The following is a 23,061-nucleotide window of genomic DNA, read 5'->3' as shown; positions in this document are numbered from 1 at the left end:
CGCACCCGCGGGCGCCTTTCCCTGTATTTTCAAGAAGCTCATGAATCCAGACGCCGTCCAGCCATTGACGTCCCGCGCGAGACCAAGGTTTTCATCCGCCTTCTGGTGGCTGTTCCTGTCCATGGTGGCGGTCTGCGGCGCCATGGTGCCGGTTGTTGCGCTCGTCTCCCAGGCTGTGCAGGGTTCGGCAGGCCTGTGGGCGCATCTCGGCGCAAGCGTTCTTTTGACCGCCCTGCCGGACACGGTCATCCTTCTGGCCGGTGTCGGCTTGCTGGCCGGTATCATCGGAACTTGTTCGGCCTGGCTGGTCACCGCTTATGATTTTCCCGGTCGCCGGATATTGGAATGGGCGTTGCTGCTGCCACTGGCCATGCCCACCTATATTGTCGCCTATGCCTATCTGGATATTCTGCACCCCATCGGGCCGGTGCAGGGCGTGATCCGCTTTCTGCTCGGTTATTCCAGCCCGCGTGAATTCCGCCTGCCGGATATAAGGTCGATGACGGGCTGTATCATCCTGCTTGGCTTCGTGCTGTTTCCCTATGTCTATATCCCCGTCCGCGCCATGTTCCTCACACAGGCTGGCAATCTGCTGGAGGCCGCCCGAACGCTTGGCGTTTCCAGACAAAGGGCTTTTTTTAAGGTCGCGGTGCCGTTGGCGCGCCCGGCAATCGCGGTCGGCGTCAGCCTTGCCCTTATGGAAGCGCTGAACGATATCGGCGCTTCGGAATTTCTGGGCGTCCGCACCCTCACCGTTTCGGTCTATACCACCTGGGTCACGAAATCCGATCTGCCGGGTGCGGCGCAGATCGCGCTTTCCATGCTGTTCATCGTCGTCGCCCTCGTGGCGTTTGAACGCTGGGCGCGGCGCAAGCAGCGTTATTCGGTTTCCGCGCAGAAAAGCCGGGAACTGGAGCCGGTGCGCCTTACTGGCCTCAAGGCCTGCGGCGCTTTTACACTCGGCAGCCTGCCGGTCCTGATCGGTTTTGTGGCGCCGGCGAGCTATCTCGTCATCGAAGCGTGGAAACGATTCCGCTTCAGCGGCCTGTCGGCCCGTTTTACCGAGGAGGCTTTGAACACCATCGTCTTTGCCGGGATGGCGACGATAATCACCCTCATTCTCGGCCTTGCAGTTGCTTACGCGATGCGCCTTGCTCCGGGGCGTCTCTCGCTCTGGTCCTTTCGCCTCTCCACGGTGGGATATGCAGCCCCCGGCACGGTCATTGCCATCGGCGTATTGATTGCGCTCGGTGGTTTCGACAGGTTTGTCGACCAGACCATGCGCGACTGGTTTGGCATATCCACCGGCCTTATTTTCATCGGCAGCGGTGCAGCCCTGATCTATGCCTATTCGGCGCGTTTCCTCACCATTGCAGCCGGCGGCGTCGATGCGGGCTTGAGCCGTATCCCGCAATCCTTCGATCATGCTTCGCGAACACTCGGGCGATCCGCAACCCAGACATTCCGCCAGATCCACCTACCACTCTCGAAGGCATCGCTTGCGGCAGCGGCGTTGCTGATCTTCGTGGACTGTGTCAAGGAACTCCCCGCCACGCTGTTATTGCGGCCGCTCAATTTCGAGACCTTCGCGACCCATCTCTACGGCGAAGCGGCGCGCGGCACCTATGAAGAGGCGGCAATCGCCGCACTGGCGATTGTCGTCATCGGCATCCTTCCCGTCATGCTGCTTGCAAGGATCGGCCGACGCAAAGGTTGATGGCTGGGTCTCGCCACATAAAATGACGGGCACAAAACAATGCGAGAGGCCAATAAGCTTCAAATCCTCCCGGAAAACGACAAGCATCCCGCCTTAATCCTGATGTAAATACTCAGCTTAATTGAAGTGCTGCGGCCTGCCGGCTATGACCGTCGTCCGCGATCTGTTTCGGGGCATATCTTGAAAAATTTGCATGGGATGTTTTTGGGCCGTCTGGCTTTGGGAACGGCTGCCGTTGTTTTGATGGCGCCGGTGATGGGCCACGCACAGGAAACGACCGTTCTGCGGGAAATCACCGTCGAAGGGCAGGGGGCGGAAAATGCCACGGGTCCGGTCCGGGGTTACGTCGCTAAGAAAAGCTCCACCGGTTCGAAAACCGACACGGAAACGAAAGACATTCCGCAATCCGTATCCGTCGTCGGCCGCAAGGAAATGGATGACCGCGGCGCCGTGACGAAAATCGACGAGGTGCTGCGCTATACGCCCGGTGTGACGGCGGAGCCCTTCGGCACCGATCCGGATACCGACTGGTTTTACATTCGCGGTTTTCAGGCCACCCAGACCGGTGTTTTCCTCGATGGGCTGAACCTGTTCAGCTATGGTTTCGGCGGTTTCCAGATGGACGCCTATGGTCTGGAACGGGTGGAGGTGCTGAAAGGGCCTGCCTCGGTGCTCTATGGCGGCGCCAATCCCGGCGGTATCGTGCAGCTGGTCCGCAAGCAAACTCAGGATACGCCGGTTCGTGAAACGGAAATCGGCATCAACAATTTCGGCAATGCCTTCTTTGGTTTCGATCTCGGCGACAAGGTAGATGCTGAGGGCGTGTGGAAATACCGCGTCACCGGCAAGGTTTCCGGCGGCGATAATTACACCGATTACTCAGAGGATCTGCGCGGCTTCATCATGCCGCAGATCACCTTCGAGCCGGATGCGCAGACCAGCGCCACACTCTACGGATATTTCTCGGCGCTTGATCAGGTCCATGTCGGCAATGGCTTCCTGCCCTATGTCGGCACCGTCGTCGATGCGCCCTTCGGCAAGCTCGACCGCAAGGCCTTTTATGGCGAGCCTGATATCGACAATGGCCGCGTCTACCAGTCGATGGTGGGTTACGAAGTCAGTCATGAATTCGATAATGGCTGGAAGATCAGCCAGAACGCCCGTTACGGCCACCTCTACAAACACGAAACCGGACCTTATCCGGGCGGTTGGGCCAATGCCGACGCTAACGGCCAGCCGATCCTCGATGCCACCACCAACGACTATATGTTGACCCGCTTTGGTTATGACGGCCTGTCGAAGGCGGACAGCTTCGGCGTTGACAACCGCATTGAAGGCCAGTTCGAAACCGGTGCGGTCAGCCATTCGCTGCTCTTCGGTCTCGACTATAAATATTACAAGCTGGATCAGATGCAGGCCTGCTGCGGATCGAATGCGATCGGCGCGCTCAAGCCGGTCTATGGCTCGACGCAGGGAACGAATTTCGTTTATGCAGACAATGTCGTGACCCAGCAGCAGATCGGCATCTACGCGCAGGACCAGCTGCGTTTCGGTGATGGCTGGCTGGTGACGCTCAACGGTCGTTACGATTATGTCGATACGGAGCTTAAAAACAGGCTGCCGGCAGGCGCTTCTTTCCGCTCCAATGACGATGCGCTGAGCGGCCGGGCCGGCCTCGCTTATGAATTCGACAATGGCCTGACGCCCTATGTCTCGGCGGCCACCTTCTTCAATCCGCTGATCGATACGCTTGCGGATGGCACCCCGGCCGCACCGGAGGAGGGGCACCAGTTCGAAGCAGGTGTCAAATACGAGCCAACTTTCTTTGATGGCAGCATCACTGCCTCCGTCTTCAAGCTGGTCAAGGACAATGCCATCGTGTCCTATACGGCTGGCGGCGTGACCACGAGCGGGCAGTTCGGACAGGTGGAATCCACCGGCTTCGAGCTGGAAGCCAAGGCCAATCTTTCCGACAACTGGAAGGCCCTTGCTTCCTATTCCTACACCGATCTTGAGATTACCCGTGATGCCAATCCCAACCTGATCGGCAAATCCCCATGGATCGTGCCGGCCAACACCGCGTCCCTGTGGGTGGATTACGCCTTCACCGATGATACGTTTGAAGGCCTCAGCATCGGCGGCGGTGTGCGCTATCAGGGTAAATCCTGGGCGGATGCGGCAAACACGTTGCGCGTTCCGGATGCGGCGGTCTTCGATGCCGCAATCCGCTACGAGAAGAACGACTGGACGGCATCCGTCAACGTCGCGAATGTCTTCGACAAGGAATATGTCAAGAGCTGCGCCGGTGTCTCGGTCTGCGGCTGGGGCGACAGCCGTACCATCACCTTCAAGCTTGCCAAGAAGTGGTAAGCTACCTCTTCAACGGCGGAGAGTTGCGGGAAATATAGTTTGCCTCTATAAACATGAATAGATTTATCATGTTTATAGAGGCGCCTTTGCGCCTTGCGGGATCAAGAGGCCATGGCTTTCCGCGTGCGGATGGAAAATGAGATCGAGGGCTTTGCCGTCATCGGCGGCCCGCGCTCAAGGGTGTGGAACGGCATCGTCGCCGATCTCTGGGATGTGCGTTGCGCCCCGAAAGCGGGTGGCCGTTATGTCGGCAAGGACCCGCGGTTTGTTTTCCTGCTGGATATGGACGGGAGCGATGACGGCCGGTTCATGATGAACCGCTCCCGCCGCGACAATTACGGTTCCTCCAAGGCGAACCGGATTTCCTTCGTGCCCGCCGATCTGGATGTGCATGCGGAACTTAGCAATGTGTCCTTCGTGCGCCATCTCGATCTGCATTTCGATGCGGGTTTGCTGGGCGCGCGGCTGGTGCAGGGGTTTGACCCGCACGGCCTGCTCGATCCGCATCTGATGTTCGAGGATGAGCGCCTGCTGGCGCTGGCGCGGTTGATCGCGGCCGAATGCGATAATCCCGATCCGCTGCACGACCTCTACGGCGAAAGCCTCGTGCTGGCGCTGTTGACGGATTTCCTCAAGGTGAAGCGGGAGCCGGTCAAGAAACGCAGCAAGCTTGCCGCCTGGCAATTAAGGGCGGCGACCGATTACATCCGCGAACATTGCCTGCGGTCGATCCGGCTGGAGGAGCTGGCGGAACTCACCAACCTGTCGCAATCTCATTTCAGCCACGCCTTCAAGGCGTCTACCGGCGTGCCACCGCATCAATGGCAGATGCAGGCGCGCATTGATCGCGTCAAGGAACTGATGATGCGAACCGACATGGCGCTGACCGACATCGCCATTGCCAGCGGGTTTTCGGATCAGGCGCATTTCTCCCGCGTCTTCCGCAAGATGGTCGGGGTTTCCCCCTCAGTTTGGCAAAAAATCCGCCAATAGCGGCCTTTTTGTTCCGTCCTCCTTCAAAAAAATACCTGCCGCAGCGCTTGAAACGCCTCGGAACGATTCCCCCGTCGCAGGGTTTACCAGACGTGACACCAACGAGGAAAATCAAGGAGGAAGAGATGACATTGCATCAGGAACCCCGCGCCGGACAGGACCCCTATGTAAAGGATACACCGAGCCTGATCGCCAGCGACAAGGTTGAAGGCACCCGCGTTTATGGTGCTGACGGCAAGCATATCGGCTCGATACAGCGCATCCTCCTGGAAAAGCGCGGCGGCCGTGTTGCCTATGCGGTCTTGAGCTTCGGCGGTTTCCTCGGCATTGGCGACGATTATTATCCACTCCCCTGGGAAAAATTGCACTATGACGAGGAGCTTGATGGCTACCGCATCGATCTCACCAAGGAAGAGATCGAAAACGCGCCGCATTTCGCCAATCTCGATGATAACGATCTGCTGACCGCCAAGGACCGCAAGGTTCATGACTATTACGGCGTCGCGCCTTACTGGATGTAAGAAGCAGCGGCTTTTGATCGCACCCAAGACAAAGCGTTTCCGGACAATTTCCGGAAGCGCGACATACGGAAAAACGGCTCCATGACGGAGCCGTTTTTCGTTTTATCTCAATTTAATGCGGGTTTTTCTGCATCTCGGAAACCGCATCGGTGAAACATTTGCGCGCTTCCTCCGGCGATTTGCGCCCGTCAAGGGCGGCGCGGCAGGCGCTTCTGGCTCTCACGAAGCTCAACCCACCAATCTTCGGCCAGCCTTCCGTGAGCAAAGTCAGTGCTTCAGAGGGGCCGGCGACGACACTCTTGCCGTTCGCCTCAAGATTGACCTCGACCGGTTCTGTCCATCTCTCGTTCTTCATCGTGCACCTCCCAGAGCAACGCGATCCCGAAATACACCCGACAGCGGAGCAACCCATGAGCGCGGCCGTGTGTCACTGCTGTTTAGAATATGCGCAAGCGAGTGAATTGACAACGGGGATCAACGAAAGCCGAAAAACGACAGGATCGCGAGGACGATAACGACGAGGCCGACGATGTAGATGATCTGGTTCATGATTTTCTCCTTGGCTGCTTGTCATCACCTTAACGTGAGGGAGAAGACGAGGTTCCGGAGATCATGAGAATTTAATCACGTACTAAAATGTTGAGGACGCCCCATCGCGGGCCGGAATTTCACTTCCGCAAGATCACCCAGATGGCGTGAATGATGCCGGGGACATAACCGCACAGCGTCAGGAGAATATTGAGCCAGAACTGCAGGCCAAGCCCGACCTGAAGGAACACACCGACGGGCGGCAGAAGGATGGCGATAAGAATGCGAATGACGTCCACGATATCTGGCTTTCTGGTTGAAAGTGACTTGCCGATCAACGTGTGGCGGGCTGTTTGGTTTCAAACACTTTTGCCGTGACGATCGCACGTCAGCCAAACGGACCTACCGATGATCGTCGCGGCTTGCGTTCGACATCTCATGTTTAGCTGCCCGCGCCAGGAAGCCGGACCGCGTCAGCCCTTTGGCCTCCGCGAACGCGTCAATCTCTTTCAGAACGTCTTCCGGGAGTGTGATGTTGAGACGAACAGACTTCTTGCTCTCCGCCTTGAGAGCGACCAGGATGGCGACGCCATTACTGTTTTCCGCGTTAGCCATGACGGTATCGAGAGAAGATGGTTCGGGAATGGCTTCACCATCCTCGATCATACCTTCAACATGGAGCGCCAAAGCTTCTTCCGCCATGCGGCGCGCATCATCAAGATCGGTGCCTGCGGTCACAACGCCCGGAAAGTCAGGGAAAGAAACGCCGTAATCGCTATCACCGTCCTTGTGGATCAGTCCGATATAATTACTCATGGTTCTACCTCAGTTTCAGTCCGGATTGTTTTTCAATGCTTTTGAGTGTGCCGATCGGCAAATCCCTCTTCGGGTGAGGAACGGTCACGCGGCCTTGTTTGGTTGGGTGTTTGAACTGGACGTGGCTACCTTTGGTGCTCACCTCATACCAGCCATCTGCCGCCAATGCCGAATTGATATCGCCACTTTTCATATGTGTATTGATACACATCGTCGGACCGGCAGTCAATAATTGGCTGAAGAGGTCTGAGTGACAAAATCCGGCGGGCGACAATCCTCAATGGTCATCGAACTTCTGAGCAGCCTCAATCGCCACGTGAAGCCGTGCGAAATCGGGGCCGTCGAGCCTATCGATGGGATAAGGTTTCTTGTTTATTCGGAAAATGGTGCCGCTTAGGTGAGGGCTTTCCAAGAATCTAAGATATTGAATACTAACGATTTTTACAGCTGATTAGTGAGGCACATGTCTCACTTTCGTGTACAGGACTATACAAGGGAAGCGGGCAGGCTGCAATGTACTGACATCCAATACTGATATCGGATTGGACACCTTGTCACTGAGTATAGGTTAAAATCGCCTAGATGGTGGTACAGGAGAGAGCGCCCACCATCGCTTAGAAGACCCAGCAAACCGGCTTTCTAGGATGGCTAGGGGGACAAAATGTCCCCCTTTTGTGTCCATTTCCAATCGCACTGTACTTCGGTTCACGGAATGTCGCGAACAACCGTATGAGCGCTGTACCCGTGTAGCAAGCTCTCTGTTAATGCATAGTCCTTTGCCTTGAATCGGCCGAGCGTCACGGGAGATTGGTAGGCATTGGCCTGCGATACATGCTTTGCGCAATCGCCAGAACGGTGTGTTACACGAAGATTGTACGAGTATTGCGACTAGTTACATAGGTTTACGCCATCCTTGACAATCACCGCCCATTTCGGGCCGAGCACTTCACGAGCGGATATTGCTTGATTGCTGCCGGGTTCACCGTCTTTGAACATTATCACGCCAATAGACTGGTCGTGTGAGCCGCCATAGATGATAGGGCCGGGAGTATATGTCGTAGTCGCGTTGACTGTCCCGTAGTGGCCGTAGGAGTTGATCGTGCCGTAGGTATTGTATTGCCCCGGCATTTGGGTTGCTGTGACGTTGTTCGCCGCCGCAGCAGACGTGATGATGTAACGATCATAACCCGCCTTGATCGTTTCGACCGCAGCTTGCTTCTGCGCGGCCCTTGCTGCTCCTACGCTGCCGCACATCGCTTCGGCGCTGGTCTGAATTATCATTTGGTTTTTGGATACCCGCATAGTGCTCGACTGCACGCACGAACTCAACAGCGCAGCAAAAGCCGCTACCGCAACGGATGTTTTGAACATACATATTCCCCAGCCTCAATACGTGCACAATGCTTGGATACGGCAATAAGTCAACGTATGGCTTATCTATGGTTGCTGCTTAATGGGCGGCAATAACAAGAAAACTAGAAATTTTTACGAAGCGGCATCAAGTTGCCTAATGAAACCTCTGCGCGCATCTGGCTGCGGGTTAAACATTGTTACGACTTCTTGGTGACCAAAGCTGAAATCCTATAAAATTTTTCGTGTGGGTATTTAGATCAGATCAAGCCTGTCATTTCCCCCATGCCAGTCTGCTAATCACGCTTAACGCCGTGAACAACAGAAAGAACGCAATACTGCCTGCTAACATGTTTTCCTTTGGGTGACATAAGGGGATGGGTGCGTCTTATATGTCCACAAAGGTATACCTTTTTATCACACGCGGCTTGACTGTACATTTTGAGTACCCTAATTGTTCGTCTACATATCTTTAAGAGATTAGGAGTACGGAGCATGGGTGCAGTTATTGGGTATGCAAGAGTGTCCACTAGCCAACAGGACTATTCGCTTCAGGTAGGGAAATTGGAAGCGGCAGGCGCAGCCAAGATATTCACGGAAAAGCGATCAGGTCTCGACGGTGAGCGCCCTGCATTGGCCGAATGTCTGCGGTATCTGCGAGAGGGTGATACCTTGCTCGTCACCAAGCTGGACCGATTGGCTCGTTCGACGTCCGATCTCTACAGGATTGTAAGCAATTTGGAGCAGCAAGGTGTCGCATTCAAGGTGCTGGACGATGCTGCAATCGATACAAGCAGCCGCACGGGCAAACTCGTCATGGGCATACTGGCGTTGATAGCCGAATTTGAATCGGATATCCGCAAGGAGCGGCAAATGGAGGGGATTGCGAAGGCAAAGGCGGAAGGACGATCGGGTGGCAGGCCCGCACAAGTTACTGACGATGTTCGCAAGCAGGTAATGGCGCTACGCCATCAAGGTGTCAGCATACGTAAGGTCGCTGATGCAATCGGTTATTCGAAGGCGACGGTACAGAAGATTATAGCAGCCGGTAGCAAAGATGGTTTAACATGAGATGATTTTGGACCGCCGTCCGTCAGTTCAGGACGACGCGAGGGCATTCACGACAAGAATGCGCCCTGTTTCGGTCAGGGTAGGCCTCTCACGCAAGTTACGGATTTGGATAGGGGGTTTTCCCACAAGGCCGCCATCGCCGCTCTCCGGCCCAATATGGCGGTTTTCTATTCTCTGGCTTCCGGGTAAATATTTGAACCACAGCAATCTTTTGTATAGCTAGGTCTGTATCAATTATTTGGGTGAAAAGATCACAACTAAGTTCTATCCAGCACGGCCGAAATATCTGTAGGCGTCGCGATGCGATAGATTAGTAGTGAAGCAGCAACGTACCGGGATCAGTGTCCGTCGTTTATTGCTTAAATATTTGATTTTCGTCACAAATTTACGGGTCGATTATATCCTCCATATAAGGAATAAAACAACGACCGGCCAAACGATATCGGTTTCAGGCTAGGAATGGAATGGATTGGAATACAAGAGAGAATGACCGGGTATAAATAGAGGATATAGATAGATACAAGTATGACATTGTAGATAGTATGGATAATATACAGGCTACTAATATATAGAATGAATAATTAGATATAGATATATAGATATATAGATATATAGATAGCATAAGCTGTATAGAACACTTACATAAATTCATATGTGTAACTACAGACATGATGTGTGTTCTTTGCCGATTTCAGATGGTGTTTCTCCAAAGGCCTCATGAGAAGCAATGCCGACCGGTTTCCTGTGTTGTGGGTTTAACACCCGCGTGCCAGCAGGAATTGCTCTCTGTGGCCGTCCTCGTCTGAATGCGGCATGGTTGAACGTGATAAGTTTGGCTGTGGCCCGGCGTGAGAAAGACAGACAACCAACTCGCATTGCCACCCGGCCACAACACTGCGCGATGGATCAGTAGTTAGCGTGAATGTTTTTAGCCAGTTCTATAGGGTCTGTGCCAGAAACGAAAGCATGCAGGAATGGTCCATCCTCATCAAAGGTTGCTATCTGTCCGGTTAACTTTGGATTGAACGTGACGTGTTCCGTTGTATCGCGTCGTGGTTCGGAATTATTGCTTCTGAATCTGTGTCATTGCGATCTGGCCGATTGTTGAAGGCGACCATTTCCGCTTCAAATTGCTCGTAGCTTTTATCGTGTCTTGCGCGGAACTCGTCTTCTGTAATCGATAGCAAGCCCATTCCGTACATCATTTGAACAACGTCCACCCCCTCGGCTTGGCGCTGTTTCATCCCTGCTGTCAGTTCGTCCAGTTCGGTTTCCGTCATTGGAGAGCCACTGATCTGAGTATGTTGCTTTTGTAGCATCTGCCTCATCGTCCCAGGTTGGCCAAGGAGCCGTAGGGTTTTGGTGAGGTAATCCCTGATTTCAGTGTGCAGGAAGTCGCTGCGGAACTGCGTAGTAGCTGGAAAGGCGAATGCCATGTAGTTTCGGAGGGAGGCGGGAATTGAAAACTTGTAGTAGTCTGGAAAGTCGCCTTCTAGCAGGGTGACGAGGTTGTCAGGCATAAGCACTGTGCCGGGTATCTCGCCCTCCGGTTCGCCCTTTAGTTCGCCTAATACGAAATAGGTGACGAAAGACTGCACCCAATCCGGTTCTTTCTCTTTCATAGTCAGCGGGCTTGTGTAGACCGCGAACACGGAAATGGTTGGGTCACATTGCGAGGCTGACCATCGATACCAGCCCGGCATCCTGCTTGACATACCCTGACGATAGGCTTCGGCAACCAAAGGTAATTGCCTACCCGCGTGAACAATGCGAATTTCGTTGACGATGTGCTGCATCACTTCTGTATCAAGATCGATCATGTTGCCAGATACGAGGGACTGTGCAGTTTCTCTACCGTCTCCTCGAAGCAGCGCCTCAAGATAGATATATGCGCGTAAGGTTTCTGCGCCCGAGTTCGTATTGTATTTGAAGAACTGGTACGCACCCCATGCGAGGGCACCGAGGATAAGGATTAAAAACATGACCGCCCCGACTATGGGGCAATCGTTGCGGTGCGTCCCCGCAATCAAGCCCCCTTGATCTCTGGTGATCGGGGAGTTGGAAAACCGAATGGATACGGTCCCTACGGCCTTTAGTCCGAGAACCTGTTGCATACGCCGCAGGCTCCCCGACCATAGGTCAAGGAGATTGTGCCGTTCAGGTCGGCACTCGTACCTATCCATTCGGGTTTCCACGCCCCAGAGCTGCACGTACAACTCCACTATCTTCTTTGAATCTTCGCGGAGTCCCTGTCAATCCCGTGAGCTATTTACTCATCGCCGTCCTGAAGGCTGTAGTCCAATTTCTGTATGGCGTCGTTCAATTGCCGCAGCGTATAGCCTTGTTTGAAATAGTGCTGTTGCGTCACGCCCTGTTGAGCATGTCCAACGATTGCTTTGACGATTGGCTCTGGTACGTCTGCACGACTTAATCTGGTAATCACCGTATGTCGAAGGCTGTGGAATACCAATCCTTTCTCCTTGATACCCAGTTTTGGTAAAAGCGTTTGGTTGAACGAACGACCGATATTTCTGCCTCTGCCGTGCTCAATCGTATTCGGCAGATCGGGAAACAGCTTAACTTTCTTCTGATGGTGCATAGCTTCTACATAGTCCAACAGGCCGTGTTCAATTAGCTTGGCATGCATGGGCACGAGCCGTCTGGACGAGACCGTTTTTAATTGCTTGTCTTCACCTTCATCGTTCAGATCAAAAAGCCAGATGCCGTTTTCTTGGCGTATGTCTGCCACATCGATCTGTGCGATCTCATTCAAGCGAGCTCCTGTATAAAGCCCGATTAGTGGTCCCCACTTTTGATGCGGTTTCTTTACGAGAACCGGCAGCGGGTCGGTCAAGGTGGTGATTAGCAGTCGAGCTTGAGCAAGCGAAAACGCGCCTCTCTCGTTCTGTGAGCGCTGCCTGTTCTGTTTGATGGAAAGACCGGAAAACAGGTTTTTCTCAACGATACTGTGTTGTAGTGCGTATTCGAACAGATCGCCGTATGTTTGCAGGTACTTGTTGATAGATGCTACCTGAAGCTTCTCCACATTGACCATCTTCAAAACCTCAGCCAGCGGCTTGTTTTTCGTCAGCTTGTTTTTATGCCGGTTTTTAGGAAGAGATGTCAGCGTGTCTTTCACCTGTGCCACATCCTTGGGCGTCAGGCTGCTTATGTCTCTGGATAAACCGACAATTTCTTTTAACAAATTAATGTGATCCCGCTTTTCAAGCTTGGTTCGAGGCACCCAATTATTGCCAAGGCTGCGCTCTGCGATGAAACGGTCCGACAAATCGTCCAGAGTTACGGAAGTTTTTTTTAGGCTGGGTGCTGGCGTATGCAACGAAGCAGACGTAACGGGGATAGCTTGCCCCAAATCAAAATGATCCAGCGAGGCATCGTAGGCTAGAACCGATGCAATGAGGCTGCGGAATGCCGGTTTGATATCCCGCTGCAACCAACCGTACTGTTCACTGTCGGGAAGGATGTTGAGTTGGTACTTCCTGATGAACGTGGCCAGCAACTCTTCTTCGGTTTTATTCGTCGGGATAGGCGCATTGTTATCAATTGCGGTCTGTACCTCATGGTGACGAGCTACGTATTTCTCGCGATCGGATGAAGTGAGCCTGCCTGTTGCGGCAATGTCTTGCTTCTTCTTTTCCAGAAGGTCTTTAAAATGGCGTGTCAAAGCCGCCCGTATCTCATCGTACCGCATTCTGTATGCAATTCCGTCCTCAACAAACCCTTCGCCTATCTGGATCAAGGACCGTGACAAGCGCAATGCTTTTCGTGGGTCGCGTGTCTGTAGGGAAAGCTTGATCGTTTCGGATTTTTGGAGCGGGTGTAACTGCCTGGGTAACGGCCAACGGAAGTAGAATACACCATGTCGCGACTTGAGAATATAGGAGGGGATAAACAAAGAAATGTCTCACCGAAATGTCCCACCTGCGGAAACCGGTATTCAAGTCTTTGATTTTAAAGGAAATGGTGCCGCTTAGGTGACTCGAACACCTGACCCCGTCATTACGAATGACGTGCTCTACCGACTGAGCTAAAGCGGCCCGATTGTGACCCGTTTGTTACGGATCAGCTTCATGGCGGGCTGATACAGGCAATGCTGACGGATTTCAAGCCTTGAATGTGCTGGTTTTGAAAATTCCGAGAAAAAGCTTTGCCTGTCCGTTGTTTATGAATGCCTCAGGCTTTCGCGCATATGCGGTGTCTGGCCGCCTCATATTCGCGTGCCAGTCGATCGACGAGATCCGCCACCGGTTCCACCGCCTTGACCGCGCCAATGCCCTGGCCGGCGCCCCAGATGTCCTTCCAGGCCTTTGCGCCGCCGGTTGCCGTTTCGAAATCCATCTTGGAAGGGTCCGCTTCGGGCAGGTTGTCGGAATCCATGCCAGAGGCGACGATGGAGCTTTTCAGGTAGTTGCCGTGTATGCCGGTAAAATAATTCGAATAGACGATGTCCTTCGCTTGGGAATCCACGATCGCCTGCTTGTAGCCGTCGGAAGCGCGTGCCTCCTGCGTGGCGATGAAGGGCGAGCCGATATAGGCCATGTCTGCGCCCATGGCCTGTGCGGCAAGGATGGAGCCGCCATTGGCGATGGCGCCGGCCAGCAGCAGCGGGCCATCGAACCATTCGCGGATTTCCTGCACGAGGGCGAAGGGCGAAAGCGTGCCGGCATGTCCGCCAGCGCCGGTCGCCACCGCAATCAGCCCGTCCGCACCCTTGCGGATGGCGGAGCGGGCGTGGCGATCATTGATGATGTCGTGCAGCACGATACCGCCATAGGAATGTACGGCCGCATTAACTTCCGGCACGGCGCCGAGCGAGGAGATCACCACCGGCACCTTATATTTGACGCAGAGGCCGAGATCATGCTCCAGCCGGCGGTTGGACATATGCACGATCTGGTTGACTGCGAAGGGCGCCGCTGGACGATCGGGGTTGGCGCTGTTGTGTGCGGCAAGCTCTTCGGTCATCATCGCCAGCCATTCGTCCAGCTGGCTTTCAGGCCGCGCGTTCAGCGCCGGGAAAGCGCCGATGACACCCGCCTTGCATTGCGCCAGCGTCAATTGCGGATGCGAAATAATGAATAGCGGTGATGCTATGACCGGAAGACGCAAATTGTCTTTCAGCACGGACGGCAGCATGTTTCCTCCCACGAATTACGTTTACGCGCACGTAAGCTAATATCGTGTTCGGCAAAGGATTGAAAGCGAAAACAGCGTCGTACCAGCGTCGCAAACCTGCGGTCGCAGCGCCACAATGGATCGATTTTCCCCAAGGCAATCCGGTCTTTATATCAAACGATGCTTGCGGAGGCGCGGCATAGCCGTTACCGAATCGTAAACCAATGACGCAGCGCCGCATATTTTTGCAAAGCGCATAGAACAAGGATCGGTCGTGAGCGGACTGGAAACGGCAATCAGAAATGCTCTGGAAAAATCGGACAGATCGAACGCCGAAGTTCGTGCACGGATTTACCAATCATCCCGCCAGGCGCTGGAAGCGGGCCTGCGCAAGCAGGGCATAGACGAACCACAGGTCGTCGCCCAGCAACGTCAGCGGCTCGAAAGCCTCATTCATGTGATTGAGAATGAAGAGCGCAACCGGCTTCTGGACAGGGTGGAGCAGCAATTGCGGCCGCCACTGCCGGAAAGTGTCACCCATGATGAACCCTCGGTCGATCCCGTTTCGCAACCGCGGCGCCACGGCGATATGGCCATCGAGCCGGAACTGCGTGGCGAAACGCGTGATGCGCAGCCGGGCGCCACCGCTGCCGTGGAGCCTCCAAGCGCCGGTCGCCGCAATGCAAAGCCATCAAAGAGAGGCTCCAGCGCGGGCGATGCCTCGCTTGCTTTCCGCCCGGAAGGCGCTGTTGGCCGCCGCAAGCGCCGCGGGCTTTTTGCAAGGCTTTTCATATATGTGACGCTTCTCGCCTTTATCGGTTTCGGCGCATGGTGGGTCTATTCGTCCGGCCTGCTGCTGTCGCCTGCGCAACGCGATACCAGCGTGCCCAATCCGCCGGCCCAGGTCCAGGCGGAGGACTTCAACGGTGCGGAGCCGGCGCCTAGCCTCTCCGCCGGCCGGGGTTTTTCCGATGACTGGGTGGAACTCTTTAATGCCGAGCGCGGCAGCGCCGGAGTTTCGGCAGGCCCGCGTGCCACGGTCGAAAACATTGCCACACCTGCCGGCAAGGCGATAAAGGTAACGTCGAGAAGTGTTTCGCAGGATGGTGCGGTCAGCGTCGAGGTTCCGGTGGAAGTCATGCGTGACATGGCGGGCAAGTCCTCGACCATATCCATTACGCTGCAATCATCCAGCGACCGGCAGACGCAGGTTTCCGTCGCCTGCGATTTCGCCACGCTTGGAGATTGCTCACGCCACCGCTTTACGGCCACGGCTGAACGGGCGGATATGTTGCTGAACGCGACATTCGAGCGTTCGCTCGCGCCCAACGCACCCGGCAAAATCTTCATCAACAGCGATATCGACGGCAACAGCCGCCCGGTCAATCTTTACTCGGTGCGCATTCTGCCCGGCCAGTAAGTTAGATACCTTATGACTACAATTAAAATTCTTTCCAATATGATTATATAAAACCATATGTATGTTTTTTATTTACATATATTCTGTTATTAATATATAAATTAATCAAAATAATTGAAAAATTAAGTATAAAATCGTAGTTGGAAGCGAAAATATTGCTCTTTCTTTGTTTGAGGTCTGATTATCTGAATCTCCTACTTACGACTTCCATTTCGGTTGACTATCAATACTAAAGTCCCATTTGTGCTTCTTGTAAAACATAATATCTCGAACTTCAGATATTGTAATGGATACCAAAAAGTAAGCGGTCACAGATATATAAAATATTCCTAAAATAATATTTTCCATCGAAAACACCGATCAATGTATAAAAACACCGATCAATGTATAACTGATAGGAAGAATGGCAAGCGCCGCCTTCAGAGGCGCTTGCCATCGTCTTGCCGTTCTATTTAAGAAACTCCGGACCCGAACCCAATATCTTGCCGTCGATCTCGCCGATCACTTTCTTGTCCTTGCCGTCATAGTCGAGCGCATTGAGAATATGGCGGATGAGGTTCACCCGGGCGCGGCGCTTGTCATTGGCGCGCACCACCGTCCAGGGGGCGACATCGGTGTGGGTCTTTTCCAGCATCTCGTCACGCTTTTGCGTGTAGTCGTCCCATTTTGTCAGCGCCGCTATATCCATATCCGAAAGCTTCCAGCATTTCAGCGGGCTGTGGCGGCGGTCATGAAAACGTTCGATCTGTGTCTCGCGGCCGATGTCGAGCCAGAATTTGAAAAGATGGATGTCCTCATGGACCAGCATCTTTTCCAGCCGCGGTGTTTCCTTGAGGAAGCGCTTGTGTTCTTCCGGGGTGCAGAATCCCATGACCGGCTCGACGCCTGCGCGGTTATACCACGAACGGTCGAAGAGAACGAATTCACCGGCAGTCGGAAAATGTGAGATATATCGCTGGAAATACCATTGGCCGCGTTCGGTTTCCGTCGGTTTGGTCAGCGCCACGACGCGGGCGTAGCGCGGGTTGAGATAGGCCCGGGCCGCGAAGATCGCGCCTCCCTTGCCCGCCGCATCGCGGCCTTCGAAAACCGCCATCACCCGTTTGCCGGTGGCCTGCAGCCAGAACTGTACCTTCACCAATTCCACCTGCAGCGCCTCCAGCGCGGCATCGTAATCTTCCCGTTTCATCTTCTTGTCGTAGGGAAAGTCGCCGGCGGAGAGCTTCTTGTCCTCCACCCAGTCGGGAAGAACCGGATCGTCGATGTCGAAGCTGCGCGGTTTGCCGCCAATGGTAAGCTCAACCGATCGCTTCTTGGTGTCTTCGGCCATATTTGTTCTCCGGCTATTGTTGTGTAAAGGCAACTCACCGCCAATGAGTTCATATCCACCGGCAGAATTCAAGAGAAAGAGCAGGGGCTGGCCATGGTGCGGCATCGGCGACGATTGCGGCACAGATTTTGCGCATATACGTTGTGAAAAATGCGCGGTGATGAATCTCTGTCATGAAGCTGGCCTATGAGAATTCGATGCGCTGTCAGGTGAAAGTGGAAAGCAGGCTGAAATGGCAGTCATGGAAGGCGATCGTGGATTAAAGCTTTTGGGACGAAAGCTTGGCCGAAACTGGTTGCCCGTTCTTGTCGTCAGCATGCTGGCCATCGTGGCCGTTTCGGAACTGCATACGCCCTATATGCCGGCCGTCCTTTGGCTCTGCGCCATCATCGCCATTCTGGCCGTTCGGGAGCGGCCGGTGGGCCCGAAGACGGATGAAACTGCCGTTGCGGAAACGGATGAACCGGAAGCGCCGGCGGAAAGTGTCATTTCCGGCGTCAGGGCTGGCCTTGCGGTGCTGGATACGCCGGTCTTCATTCTCGACAAGAATGCCAGCGTGCTGTTTCAGAACGGTGCGGCGGAACGGGCTTTCGGCCAGCTTCCGCCCGGCGCGCATATTTCCGCCCGCCTGCGATCTCCGGGCCTGCTGGATGTCATCCGCGAAACCATCACCACCGGGCAGCCCAATCAGGTTGAGCATTCGGAGCGTTTTCCATCCGAGCGGGTCTTCATCGTTCGCATTGCCCGTGCGGACGCGGGGGAGGTGGCCGGCCCGCCATTTTACATATTGTCGTTCCGTGATGTGTCGGAGCTTCGCCGCATCGACCGGATGCGCAGCGACTTCGTCGCCAATGCCAGCCATGAATTGCGCACGCCGCTCGCCTCGCTGCGCGGCTTCATCGAAACCATGCAGGGTCCGGCTCGCAACGACCCGAAAGCACAGGAACGTTTCCTCGCCATCATGCTGGATCAGGCAACCCGCATGAGCAGGCTGGTGGATGATCTGATGTCGCTTTCACGGCTGGAGCTGCGAGCGAATATCGCGCCGGACCAGAAGGTCGATCTGGTCTCGGTGATCGGTCATGTGCGGGACGCGCTGTTGCCGCTCGCCAATGAACTGGATGTCGAGATCACCCTGCATCTGCCCGACCGGCCGGCGGAAGTGCAGGGCGACCGCGACGAACTGGTGCAGGTATTTCAGAACCTCGTTGAAAATGCCTGTAAATATGGGCAGGAGGGCAAGGTCGTGGATGTCTGGCTGCGCGCCGAACCCGGCAAGCCGGTGGAAGTGAGCGTCATCGACAAGGGGCCAGGCATTCCCGCCGAACATGTGCCGCGTCTGACGGAGCGGTTTTATCGCGTCAGTGTCGCCGATAGCCGCTCCAAAAAGGGAACGGGTCTGGGGCTTGCCATCGTCAAGCACATCCTCACCCGCCACCGCGCCCGCCTCATCATTAAATCGGAATTGGGCAACGGCACGGACTTCACGGTCAGATTCTGACATAAAATATCTGTCTGCTTTTAATGTCGTAAAATTCTATAAATTAAATCAATAATTTAGACTGTCACAAATCTTTCACGGAAGTGACATAAAAGGATGTGGCTACGGTGGTTAAGAAAAGATCGCCGAGCGCATGCTTTGAGCGAGTGCCGCTATCGGCCGCGTCCACAAACAAGCCCACGACGGGAGAGACAAATGAACATCCTTAAATTTTCCGCAGCAGCTCTGGTGGCTTCTGTCGCCTTCGCTGGCGCCGCCGCTGCTCGCGACCAGATCCAGGTTGCCGGTTCTTCCACGGTTCTGCCCTATGCCAAGATCGTTGCTGAAACCTTTGCCGAAACCTTCCCGAACTTCAAGGCTCCGGTTGTTGAGTCCGGCGGCACGGGCGGTGGTCTGAAGGCGTTCTGCTCCGGCGTTGGTGAAGGCACCATCGACATCGCCAACGCTTCGCGCCCGATCAAGAGCGACGAACTGGCCGCCTGTAAGGCTGCTGGCGTTGCCGACGTTCAGGAAGTGAAGATCGGTTACGACGGTATCGTCTTCGCAATGGACTCTTCCAACAAGGACATCAAGCTTGAGCCGAAGGACCTGTACCTTGCGCTCGCCGCTGAAATCGTCAAGGACGGCAAGCTCGTTGCCAACCCCAACAAGAAGTGGTCGGAAGTCAACAAGGAACTGCCTGATGTAGCGATCGCCGCTTACATCCCGGGTTCCAAGCACGGCACCCGCGAAGTCTTCGAAGAGAAGATCATGGCTGACGGCTGCAAGGAAGCCGGCGCCACCGACGCCATCAAGAAGATTGTTACCGATGCCAAGCAGGCTGCTGCAAAGTGCGTTGCAGTCCGCAAGGACGGCGCTGCAGTCGACATCGACGGCGACTACACCGAAACGCTGGCCCGCATCGACGCCAACAAGACCGGCCTCGGCGTTTTCGGCCTTGCTTTCTATGAAAACAACGCTGACCGTCTGAAGGTTGCAACCGTTTCGGGCGTCGTTCCGTCCACGGAAACCGTTGCCAGCGGCAAGTACCCGGTTTCGCGCCCGCTGTTCTTCTACGTGAAGAAGGCTCACCTGGGCGTTATCCCGGGCCTCAAGGAATATGTCGAATTCTTCGTTTCTGACGCGATGATCGGCCCTGAGTCCCCGCTCGCCAACTACGGCCTGGTTGCCGCTCCGGACAAGGAGCGCGAAGAAATCCGCGCCAAGTTCACGGCCGGCGCTTCCATGTAATAAAAATGAGGGGCGCGGCTTGCCGCGCCCCTTGTTCCGCCCGGTGCCTCTCCGCTTCGGCGATTGTCTCCGGTTGACAGTTCCGATTCATCGCCATCCACATAATTGTTTATGGATTACAGATGGATAGGATGTATCAACCTTGACGCTTGCCAGACTTTGATACAGTCAAAAGGCAGGCATCTCTGGATGGTCCAGCGGTCTCGTTTTGATGACTTTTTGATTTGCCCGATATCGCACCGTGCTCTTGAGGCACGCCGAGGGAATTCTAATGAACACATCGATCCTTTTGCTGATACTGGCGCTGATCGGCATCGGCAGTTATCTGCTCGGTAGCCGCCGCGCCATTGCTTTGTCTGGCGGGCGTCCCTCCAGCATGCATTCCCGTGCCGGTTATCACGGTTCTTACGCTGTCGTCTGGGCGGTGCTGCCCGCGGCGTTCATTCTCTGTATCTGGCTTGTTATCAGCCCGTTGGTCGTCACTTCGGCGGTACGAGGCGATTTCCCTGAAGACGTGCGTGCCCAGTCCGAGGCGCAGCAGAGCCTGACCTACGGCATGGTGAGCTCCATCGCCCGTGGTCTTCAGCGCCTGACAACGGAAGAAACCGCGCAGGTCGATGCGGATACGGCTGCGGTAAGGCCGCTTCTGGCATCGAAGGGTGTGGCGATTGCCGGCGATCCCGAACGCTTCATGATCGAGGCCGCCCACACGCTGAATGCAATGACCTCCACCAGCCGCATTGCGATGATCGCCGTCGTGCTGGCGGCCGCGTTCGGTGGCGCCGCTTATGCGCTGCGTTCGATCGCTCCGCGCTTCCGGGCGCGAAACAAGGTCGAAAGGGTCATTCTTGCCTCTCTGCTCGTCGCATCGTCTATCGCGATTTTGACGACGATCGGTATCGTCCTGTCGATGCTGACGGAAGCCATCCAGTTCTTCAACATGGTTCCGGCACACCAGTTCTTCTTCGGAACGGTGTGGGATCCGCGTTTTGCGGCGGCTGGCTCAACGGATTCCTCCGGCCAGTTCGGTCTGATCCCGCTGCTCGCCGGCACGCTCTATATCGGTCTCGTCGCCATGGTGGTCGCCGTGCCGGTCGGACTGTTCGCGGCGATCTACATGTCGGAATACGCGACGCCGCGCGTTCGCTCCGTGGTCAAGCCGCTGCTCGAGGTGCTCGCCGGTATTCCGACGATCGTCTATGGCTTCTTTGCGTTGACGACGGTCGGTCCTTTCCTGCGAGACATTTCCACGCAGATCAGCGGCATCGCGACCGGTAACTACGCCAACTTCATCCAGGCGCAGAGCGTTATCACCGCCGGCTTCGTCATGGGCATCATGCTGATCCCCTATGTCTCTTCGCTGTCGGACGATATCATCACCGCCGTACCGCGCTCGCTGCGCGACGGCTCTCTCGGTCTCGGTGCCACGCGCTCTGAAACCATCAAGAGGGTCATTGTTCCCGCGGCACTTCCCGGCATCGTCGGTGCTGTGCTGATGACGGCGTCGCGTGCGATCGGCGAAACCATGATCGTGGTTCTTGCCGCCGGCGTTGCTGCCCGCCTGCAGATCAACCCCTTCGAACCCATGACCACCGTGACGGTCAAGATCGTCAGCCAGCTGACCGGCGACCTTGAATTCACCTCGCCGCAGACGCTGGTCGCCTTCGCACTGGGCATCACGCTTTTCGCCATCACGCTTTGCCTGAATATCTACGCGCTTTACATTGTGCGCAAATACCGGGAGCAATATGAATGACCGACATCGTTTCTCCCACAACCGGCGCTGCCGCCGCGAACCGGGCCACGCGCCGTGATATCGGCATCAAGCGCCGCTACGCCGCCGAACGCCGTTTCCGTGCTTATGGAATGGCAGCTATCTCGTTCGGCCTTATCTTCCTGTTTCTTCTGCTCTTTTCGGTTGTATCCAAAGGATACACCGCCTTCCAGCAGACGATGATCACCGTTCCGGTAGAATTTTCCGAACAGATCATCGATCCGAAGAATGAACGGGCCGCAAATCCCGCAAAGCTGATGACGGCCAATTATCCCGTCCTCGCCCGCGATGCGGTCGCCAAGGTTCTCGGCGTCGCGCCAACGGACCGGGCCGGACTTCGCGCCGTTAACGTCATGATCTCCGACAGCGTCCGCACCCAGCTGCGCGACATCGTCATTGCTGATCCTGCCGTCATCGGTACCACGCGCACTGTCACGCTTCTGGCATCGGGCGATGTCGACAGCGCCTTCAAGGGCCAGGTCGATCTGACGGTGGATGAAGCCAACCGCCGTATCTCGAACCAGCAGCTCGGCTGGATGAACCAGCTTGCCGAAAGCGGCCAGCTCGGCAAGCATTTCAATACCGGGATCTTCGTCAACGGCAATTCGAGCCGTCCGGAAGCGGCGGGTGTCGGCGTTGCCCTCATCGGCTCCTTCTACATGATGATGATCGTGCTGGTGCTTTCGCTGCCGATCGGTGTCGCAGCCTCGATCTATCTCGAGGAATTCGCCCCGAAGAACCGCCTGACTGACCTTATCGAAGTGAACATCAACAATCTGGCGGCTGTTCCCTCGATCGTCTACGGTCTGCTTGGCCTTTCCGTCTTTATCAACTTCATGGGCTTTCCGCGCTCGGCCTCTCTGGTCGGCGGCCTCGTCCTGACGCTGATGACGTTGCCAACGATCATCATAGCGACCCGCGCCGCTTTGAAGGCCGTGCCGCCGTCGATCCGCGCTGCAGCACTCGGTCTTGGCGCCTCGAAGATGCAGACGATCTTCCATCATGTCCTGCCGCTTGCCATGCCGGGCATTCTGACCGGTACCATCATCGGCCTCGCCCATGCGCTGGGCGAAACGGCGCCGCTGCTCTTGATCGGCATGGTGGCATTCGTCGCGAACTATCCGACAACGCCGATGGACCCGTCCACGGCGCTGCCGGTGCAGATTTACATGTGGGCGAACGAAGCTGAACGTGCCTTTGTCGAAAGAACATCCGGCGCTATCATCATCCTGCTTTTGTTCCTCATCGTCATGAATGTTGGCGCAATCCTGTTGCGTCGCCGCTTCGAACGGCGTTGGTAGAGG

19 protein-coding genes, 1 tRNA gene and 1 pseudogene are annotated in these 23,061 nt (G+C 55.4%); 10 read left to right on the top strand and 11 right to left on the bottom strand.

Annotation, left to right across the window (positions count from 1 at the left end):
• Positions 1–40: 40 nt before the first annotated feature.
• From DXT96_RS13265 to DXT96_RS13250, 4 genes are all read left to right on the top strand, one after another.
• Positions 41–1,717, top strand: coding sequence for an iron ABC transporter permease (locus DXT96_RS13265; protein WP_153515162.1), 1,677 nt, complete (start codon positions 41–43; stop codon positions 1,715–1,717).
• A 180-nt stretch (positions 1,718–1,897) separates the two neighbouring features.
• Complete coding sequence (locus DXT96_RS13260) at positions 1,898–4,087, top strand: TonB-dependent siderophore receptor (RefSeq protein ID WP_153515161.1); 2,190 nt, start codon at positions 1,898–1,900, stop codon at positions 4,085–4,087.
• Between the two features lie 111 nt (positions 4,088–4,198).
• On the top strand, positions 4,199–5,080 hold the full coding sequence (locus DXT96_RS13255; RefSeq protein ID WP_188355947.1) for an AraC family transcriptional regulator: 882 nt from the start codon (positions 4,199–4,201) through the stop codon (positions 5,078–5,080).
• Between the two features lie 125 nt (positions 5,081–5,205).
• Positions 5,206–5,601, top strand: a complete 396-nt coding sequence (locus DXT96_RS13250) for a PRC-barrel domain-containing protein (RefSeq protein WP_149898460.1) — start codon at positions 5,206–5,208, stop codon at positions 5,599–5,601.
• A gap of 112 nt (positions 5,602–5,713) precedes the next feature.
• On the opposite strand, the gene DXT96_RS13245 is transcribed toward DXT96_RS13250, so the two are convergent.
• The 5 genes from DXT96_RS13245 to DXT96_RS13225 all read right to left on the bottom strand — a co-directional run bounded on the left by DXT96_RS13245 (position 5,714) and on the right by DXT96_RS13225 (position 8,316).
• Positions 5,714–5,956 (bottom strand): DUF982 domain-containing protein, encoded by a 243-nt coding sequence (locus tag DXT96_RS13245; RefSeq protein WP_046799388.1) that lies wholly within the window; start codon positions 5,954–5,956, stop codon positions 5,714–5,716.
• A 313-nt stretch (positions 5,957–6,269) separates the two neighbouring features.
• Positions 6,270–6,428 (bottom strand): YqaE/Pmp3 family membrane protein, encoded by a 159-nt coding sequence (locus DXT96_RS13240; protein WP_149898461.1) that lies wholly within the window; start codon positions 6,426–6,428, stop codon positions 6,270–6,272.
• Between the two features lie 103 nt (positions 6,429–6,531).
• Positions 6,532–6,945: a type II toxin-antitoxin system HicB family antitoxin gene (locus DXT96_RS13235; protein ID WP_149898462.1), complete on the bottom strand. Its 414-nt coding sequence runs from the start codon at positions 6,943–6,945 to the stop codon at positions 6,532–6,534.
• 4 nt (positions 6,946–6,949) lie between these two features.
• A complete protein-coding gene (locus DXT96_RS13230) occupies positions 6,950–7,138 on the bottom strand; it encodes a type II toxin-antitoxin system HicA family toxin (protein WP_153515159.1) in 189 nt (62 codons plus the stop codon).
• Between the two features lie 695 nt (positions 7,139–7,833).
• Positions 7,834–8,316 (bottom strand): hypothetical protein, encoded by a 483-nt coding sequence (locus DXT96_RS13225; protein ID WP_153515158.1) that lies wholly within the window; start codon positions 8,314–8,316, stop codon positions 7,834–7,836.
• A 474-nt stretch (positions 8,317–8,790) separates the two neighbouring features.
• Here DXT96_RS13225 and DXT96_RS13220 point away from each other — a divergent pair, with 474 nt between their 5' ends.
• On the top strand, positions 8,791–9,366 hold the full coding sequence (locus tag DXT96_RS13220; RefSeq protein ID WP_153515157.1) for a recombinase family protein: 576 nt from the start codon (positions 8,791–8,793) through the stop codon (positions 9,364–9,366).
• Positions 9,367–10,376: 1,010 nt separating this feature from the next.
• On the opposite strand, the gene DXT96_RS13215 is transcribed toward DXT96_RS13220, so the two are convergent.
• From DXT96_RS13215 to DXT96_RS13200, 5 genes and pseudogenes are all read right to left on the bottom strand, one after another.
• Complete coding sequence (locus DXT96_RS13215; RefSeq protein WP_153515156.1) at positions 10,377–11,480, bottom strand: hypothetical protein; 1,104 nt, start codon at positions 11,478–11,480, stop codon at positions 10,377–10,379.
• Between the two features lie 155 nt (positions 11,481–11,635).
• The gene (locus DXT96_RS13210) at positions 11,636–13,078 is read right to left on the bottom strand and encodes a site-specific integrase (RefSeq protein ID WP_153515155.1); all 1,443 of its coding nucleotides are present in this window, start codon (positions 13,076–13,078) and stop codon (positions 11,636–11,638) included.
• A gap of 54 nt (positions 13,079–13,132) precedes the next feature.
• Positions 13,133–13,282: pseudogene (locus DXT96_RS27415) on the bottom strand (DUF6538 domain-containing protein); the annotation flags it as partial.
• Between the two features lie 66 nt (positions 13,283–13,348).
• A tRNA-Thr gene (locus tag DXT96_RS13205) sits at positions 13,349–13,424 on the bottom strand.
• Between the two features lie 136 nt (positions 13,425–13,560).
• Entirely contained in the window at positions 13,561–14,523 is a 963-nt protein-coding gene (locus tag DXT96_RS13200) for a nitronate monooxygenase family protein (protein ID WP_153515154.1), read from the bottom strand.
• 253 nt (positions 14,524–14,776) lie between these two features.
• Between DXT96_RS13200 and DXT96_RS13195 the strand changes: the two genes are divergently transcribed.
• Positions 14,777–15,922, top strand: coding sequence for a hypothetical protein (locus DXT96_RS13195; RefSeq protein ID WP_371418858.1), 1,146 nt, complete (start codon positions 14,777–14,779; stop codon positions 15,920–15,922).
• Between the two features lie 448 nt (positions 15,923–16,370).
• On the opposite strand, the gene ppk2 is transcribed toward DXT96_RS13195, so the two are convergent.
• Complete coding sequence (ppk2, locus tag DXT96_RS13190) at positions 16,371–17,252, bottom strand: polyphosphate kinase 2 (protein WP_153515153.1); 882 nt, start codon at positions 17,250–17,252, stop codon at positions 16,371–16,373.
• A 232-nt stretch (positions 17,253–17,484) separates the two neighbouring features.
• Between ppk2 and phoR the strand changes: the two genes are divergently transcribed.
• The 4 genes from phoR (at position 17,485) to pstA (ending at position 23,058) form a co-directional block, all read left to right on the top strand.
• On the top strand, positions 17,485–18,753 hold the full coding sequence (gene phoR, locus DXT96_RS13185; protein ID WP_153515152.1) for a phosphate regulon sensor histidine kinase PhoR: 1,269 nt from the start codon (positions 17,485–17,487) through the stop codon (positions 18,751–18,753).
• Between the two features lie 195 nt (positions 18,754–18,948).
• Positions 18,949–19,983, top strand: a complete 1,035-nt coding sequence (locus DXT96_RS13180) for a substrate-binding domain-containing protein (protein ID WP_149898468.1) — start codon at positions 18,949–18,951, stop codon at positions 19,981–19,983.
• A 271-nt stretch (positions 19,984–20,254) separates the two neighbouring features.
• Positions 20,255–21,739 (top strand): phosphate ABC transporter permease subunit PstC, encoded by a 1,485-nt coding sequence (gene pstC / locus DXT96_RS13175; protein ID WP_153515151.1) that lies wholly within the window; start codon positions 20,255–20,257, stop codon positions 21,737–21,739.
• On the top strand, positions 21,736–23,058 hold the full coding sequence (pstA, locus tag DXT96_RS13170) for a phosphate ABC transporter permease PstA (protein WP_153515150.1): 1,323 nt from the start codon (positions 21,736–21,738) through the stop codon (positions 23,056–23,058). The genes pstC and pstA overlap by 4 nt, the downstream gene beginning before the upstream one ends.
• Positions 23,059–23,061: the final 3 nt, after the last annotated feature.

The organism is Agrobacterium sp. ICMP 6402 (genome assembly GCF_009498615.1).
Classification (GTDB): Bacteria; Pseudomonadota; Alphaproteobacteria; order Rhizobiales; family Rhizobiaceae; genus Agrobacterium; species Agrobacterium burrii.
Note: the sequence above shows the minus strand (reverse complement) of the source record. Positions and strands in the feature narration are given on the sequence as shown.

What these genes read in the sequence shown, in the direction of transcription:
- DXT96_RS13245 (WP_046799388.1), bottom strand. Translation starts at nt 5,956, where the DNA reads ATGAAGAACGAGAGATGGACAGAACCGGTCGAGGTCAATCTTGAGGCG.
- pstC (WP_153515151.1), top strand. Translation starts at nt 20,255, where the DNA reads ATGAACACATCGATCCTTTTGCTGATACTGGCGCTGATCGGCATCGGC.
- DXT96_RS13215 (WP_153515156.1), bottom strand. Translation starts at nt 11,480, where the DNA reads ATGCAACAGGTTCTCGGACTAAAGGCCGTAGGGACCGTATCCATTCGG.
- phoR (WP_153515152.1), top strand. Translation starts at nt 17,485, where the DNA reads ATGGCAGTCATGGAAGGCGATCGTGGATTAAAGCTTTTGGGACGAAAG.
- pstA (WP_153515150.1), top strand. Translation starts at nt 21,736, where the DNA reads ATGACCGACATCGTTTCTCCCACAACCGGCGCTGCCGCCGCGAACCGG.
- DXT96_RS13265 (WP_153515162.1), top strand. Translation starts at nt 41, where the DNA reads ATGAATCCAGACGCCGTCCAGCCATTGACGTCCCGCGCGAGACCAAGG.
- DXT96_RS13200 (WP_153515154.1), bottom strand. Translation starts at nt 14,523, where the DNA reads ATGCTGCCGTCCGTGCTGAAAGACAATTTGCGTCTTCCGGTCATAGCA.
- DXT96_RS13225 (WP_153515158.1), bottom strand. Translation starts at nt 8,316, where the DNA reads ATGTTCAAAACATCCGTTGCGGTAGCGGCTTTTGCTGCGCTGTTGAGT.
- DXT96_RS13235 (WP_149898462.1), bottom strand. Translation starts at nt 6,945, where the DNA reads ATGAGTAATTATATCGGACTGATCCACAAGGACGGTGATAGCGATTAC.
- ppk2 (WP_153515153.1), bottom strand. Translation starts at nt 17,252, where the DNA reads ATGGCCGAAGACACCAAGAAGCGATCGGTTGAGCTTACCATTGGCGGC.
- DXT96_RS13180 (WP_149898468.1), top strand. Translation starts at nt 18,949, where the DNA reads ATGAACATCCTTAAATTTTCCGCAGCAGCTCTGGTGGCTTCTGTCGCC.
- DXT96_RS13255 (WP_188355947.1), top strand. Translation starts at nt 4,199, where the DNA reads ATGGCTTTCCGCGTGCGGATGGAAAATGAGATCGAGGGCTTTGCCGTC.
- DXT96_RS13220 (WP_153515157.1), top strand. Translation starts at nt 8,791, where the DNA reads ATGGGTGCAGTTATTGGGTATGCAAGAGTGTCCACTAGCCAACAGGAC.
- DXT96_RS13230 (WP_153515159.1), bottom strand. Translation starts at nt 7,138, where the DNA reads ATGAAAAGTGGCGATATCAATTCGGCATTGGCGGCAGATGGCTGGTAT.
- DXT96_RS13210 (WP_153515155.1), bottom strand. Translation starts at nt 13,078, where the DNA reads ATGCGGTACGATGAGATACGGGCGGCTTTGACACGCCATTTTAAAGAC.
- DXT96_RS13250 (WP_149898460.1), top strand. Translation starts at nt 5,206, where the DNA reads ATGACATTGCATCAGGAACCCCGCGCCGGACAGGACCCCTATGTAAAG.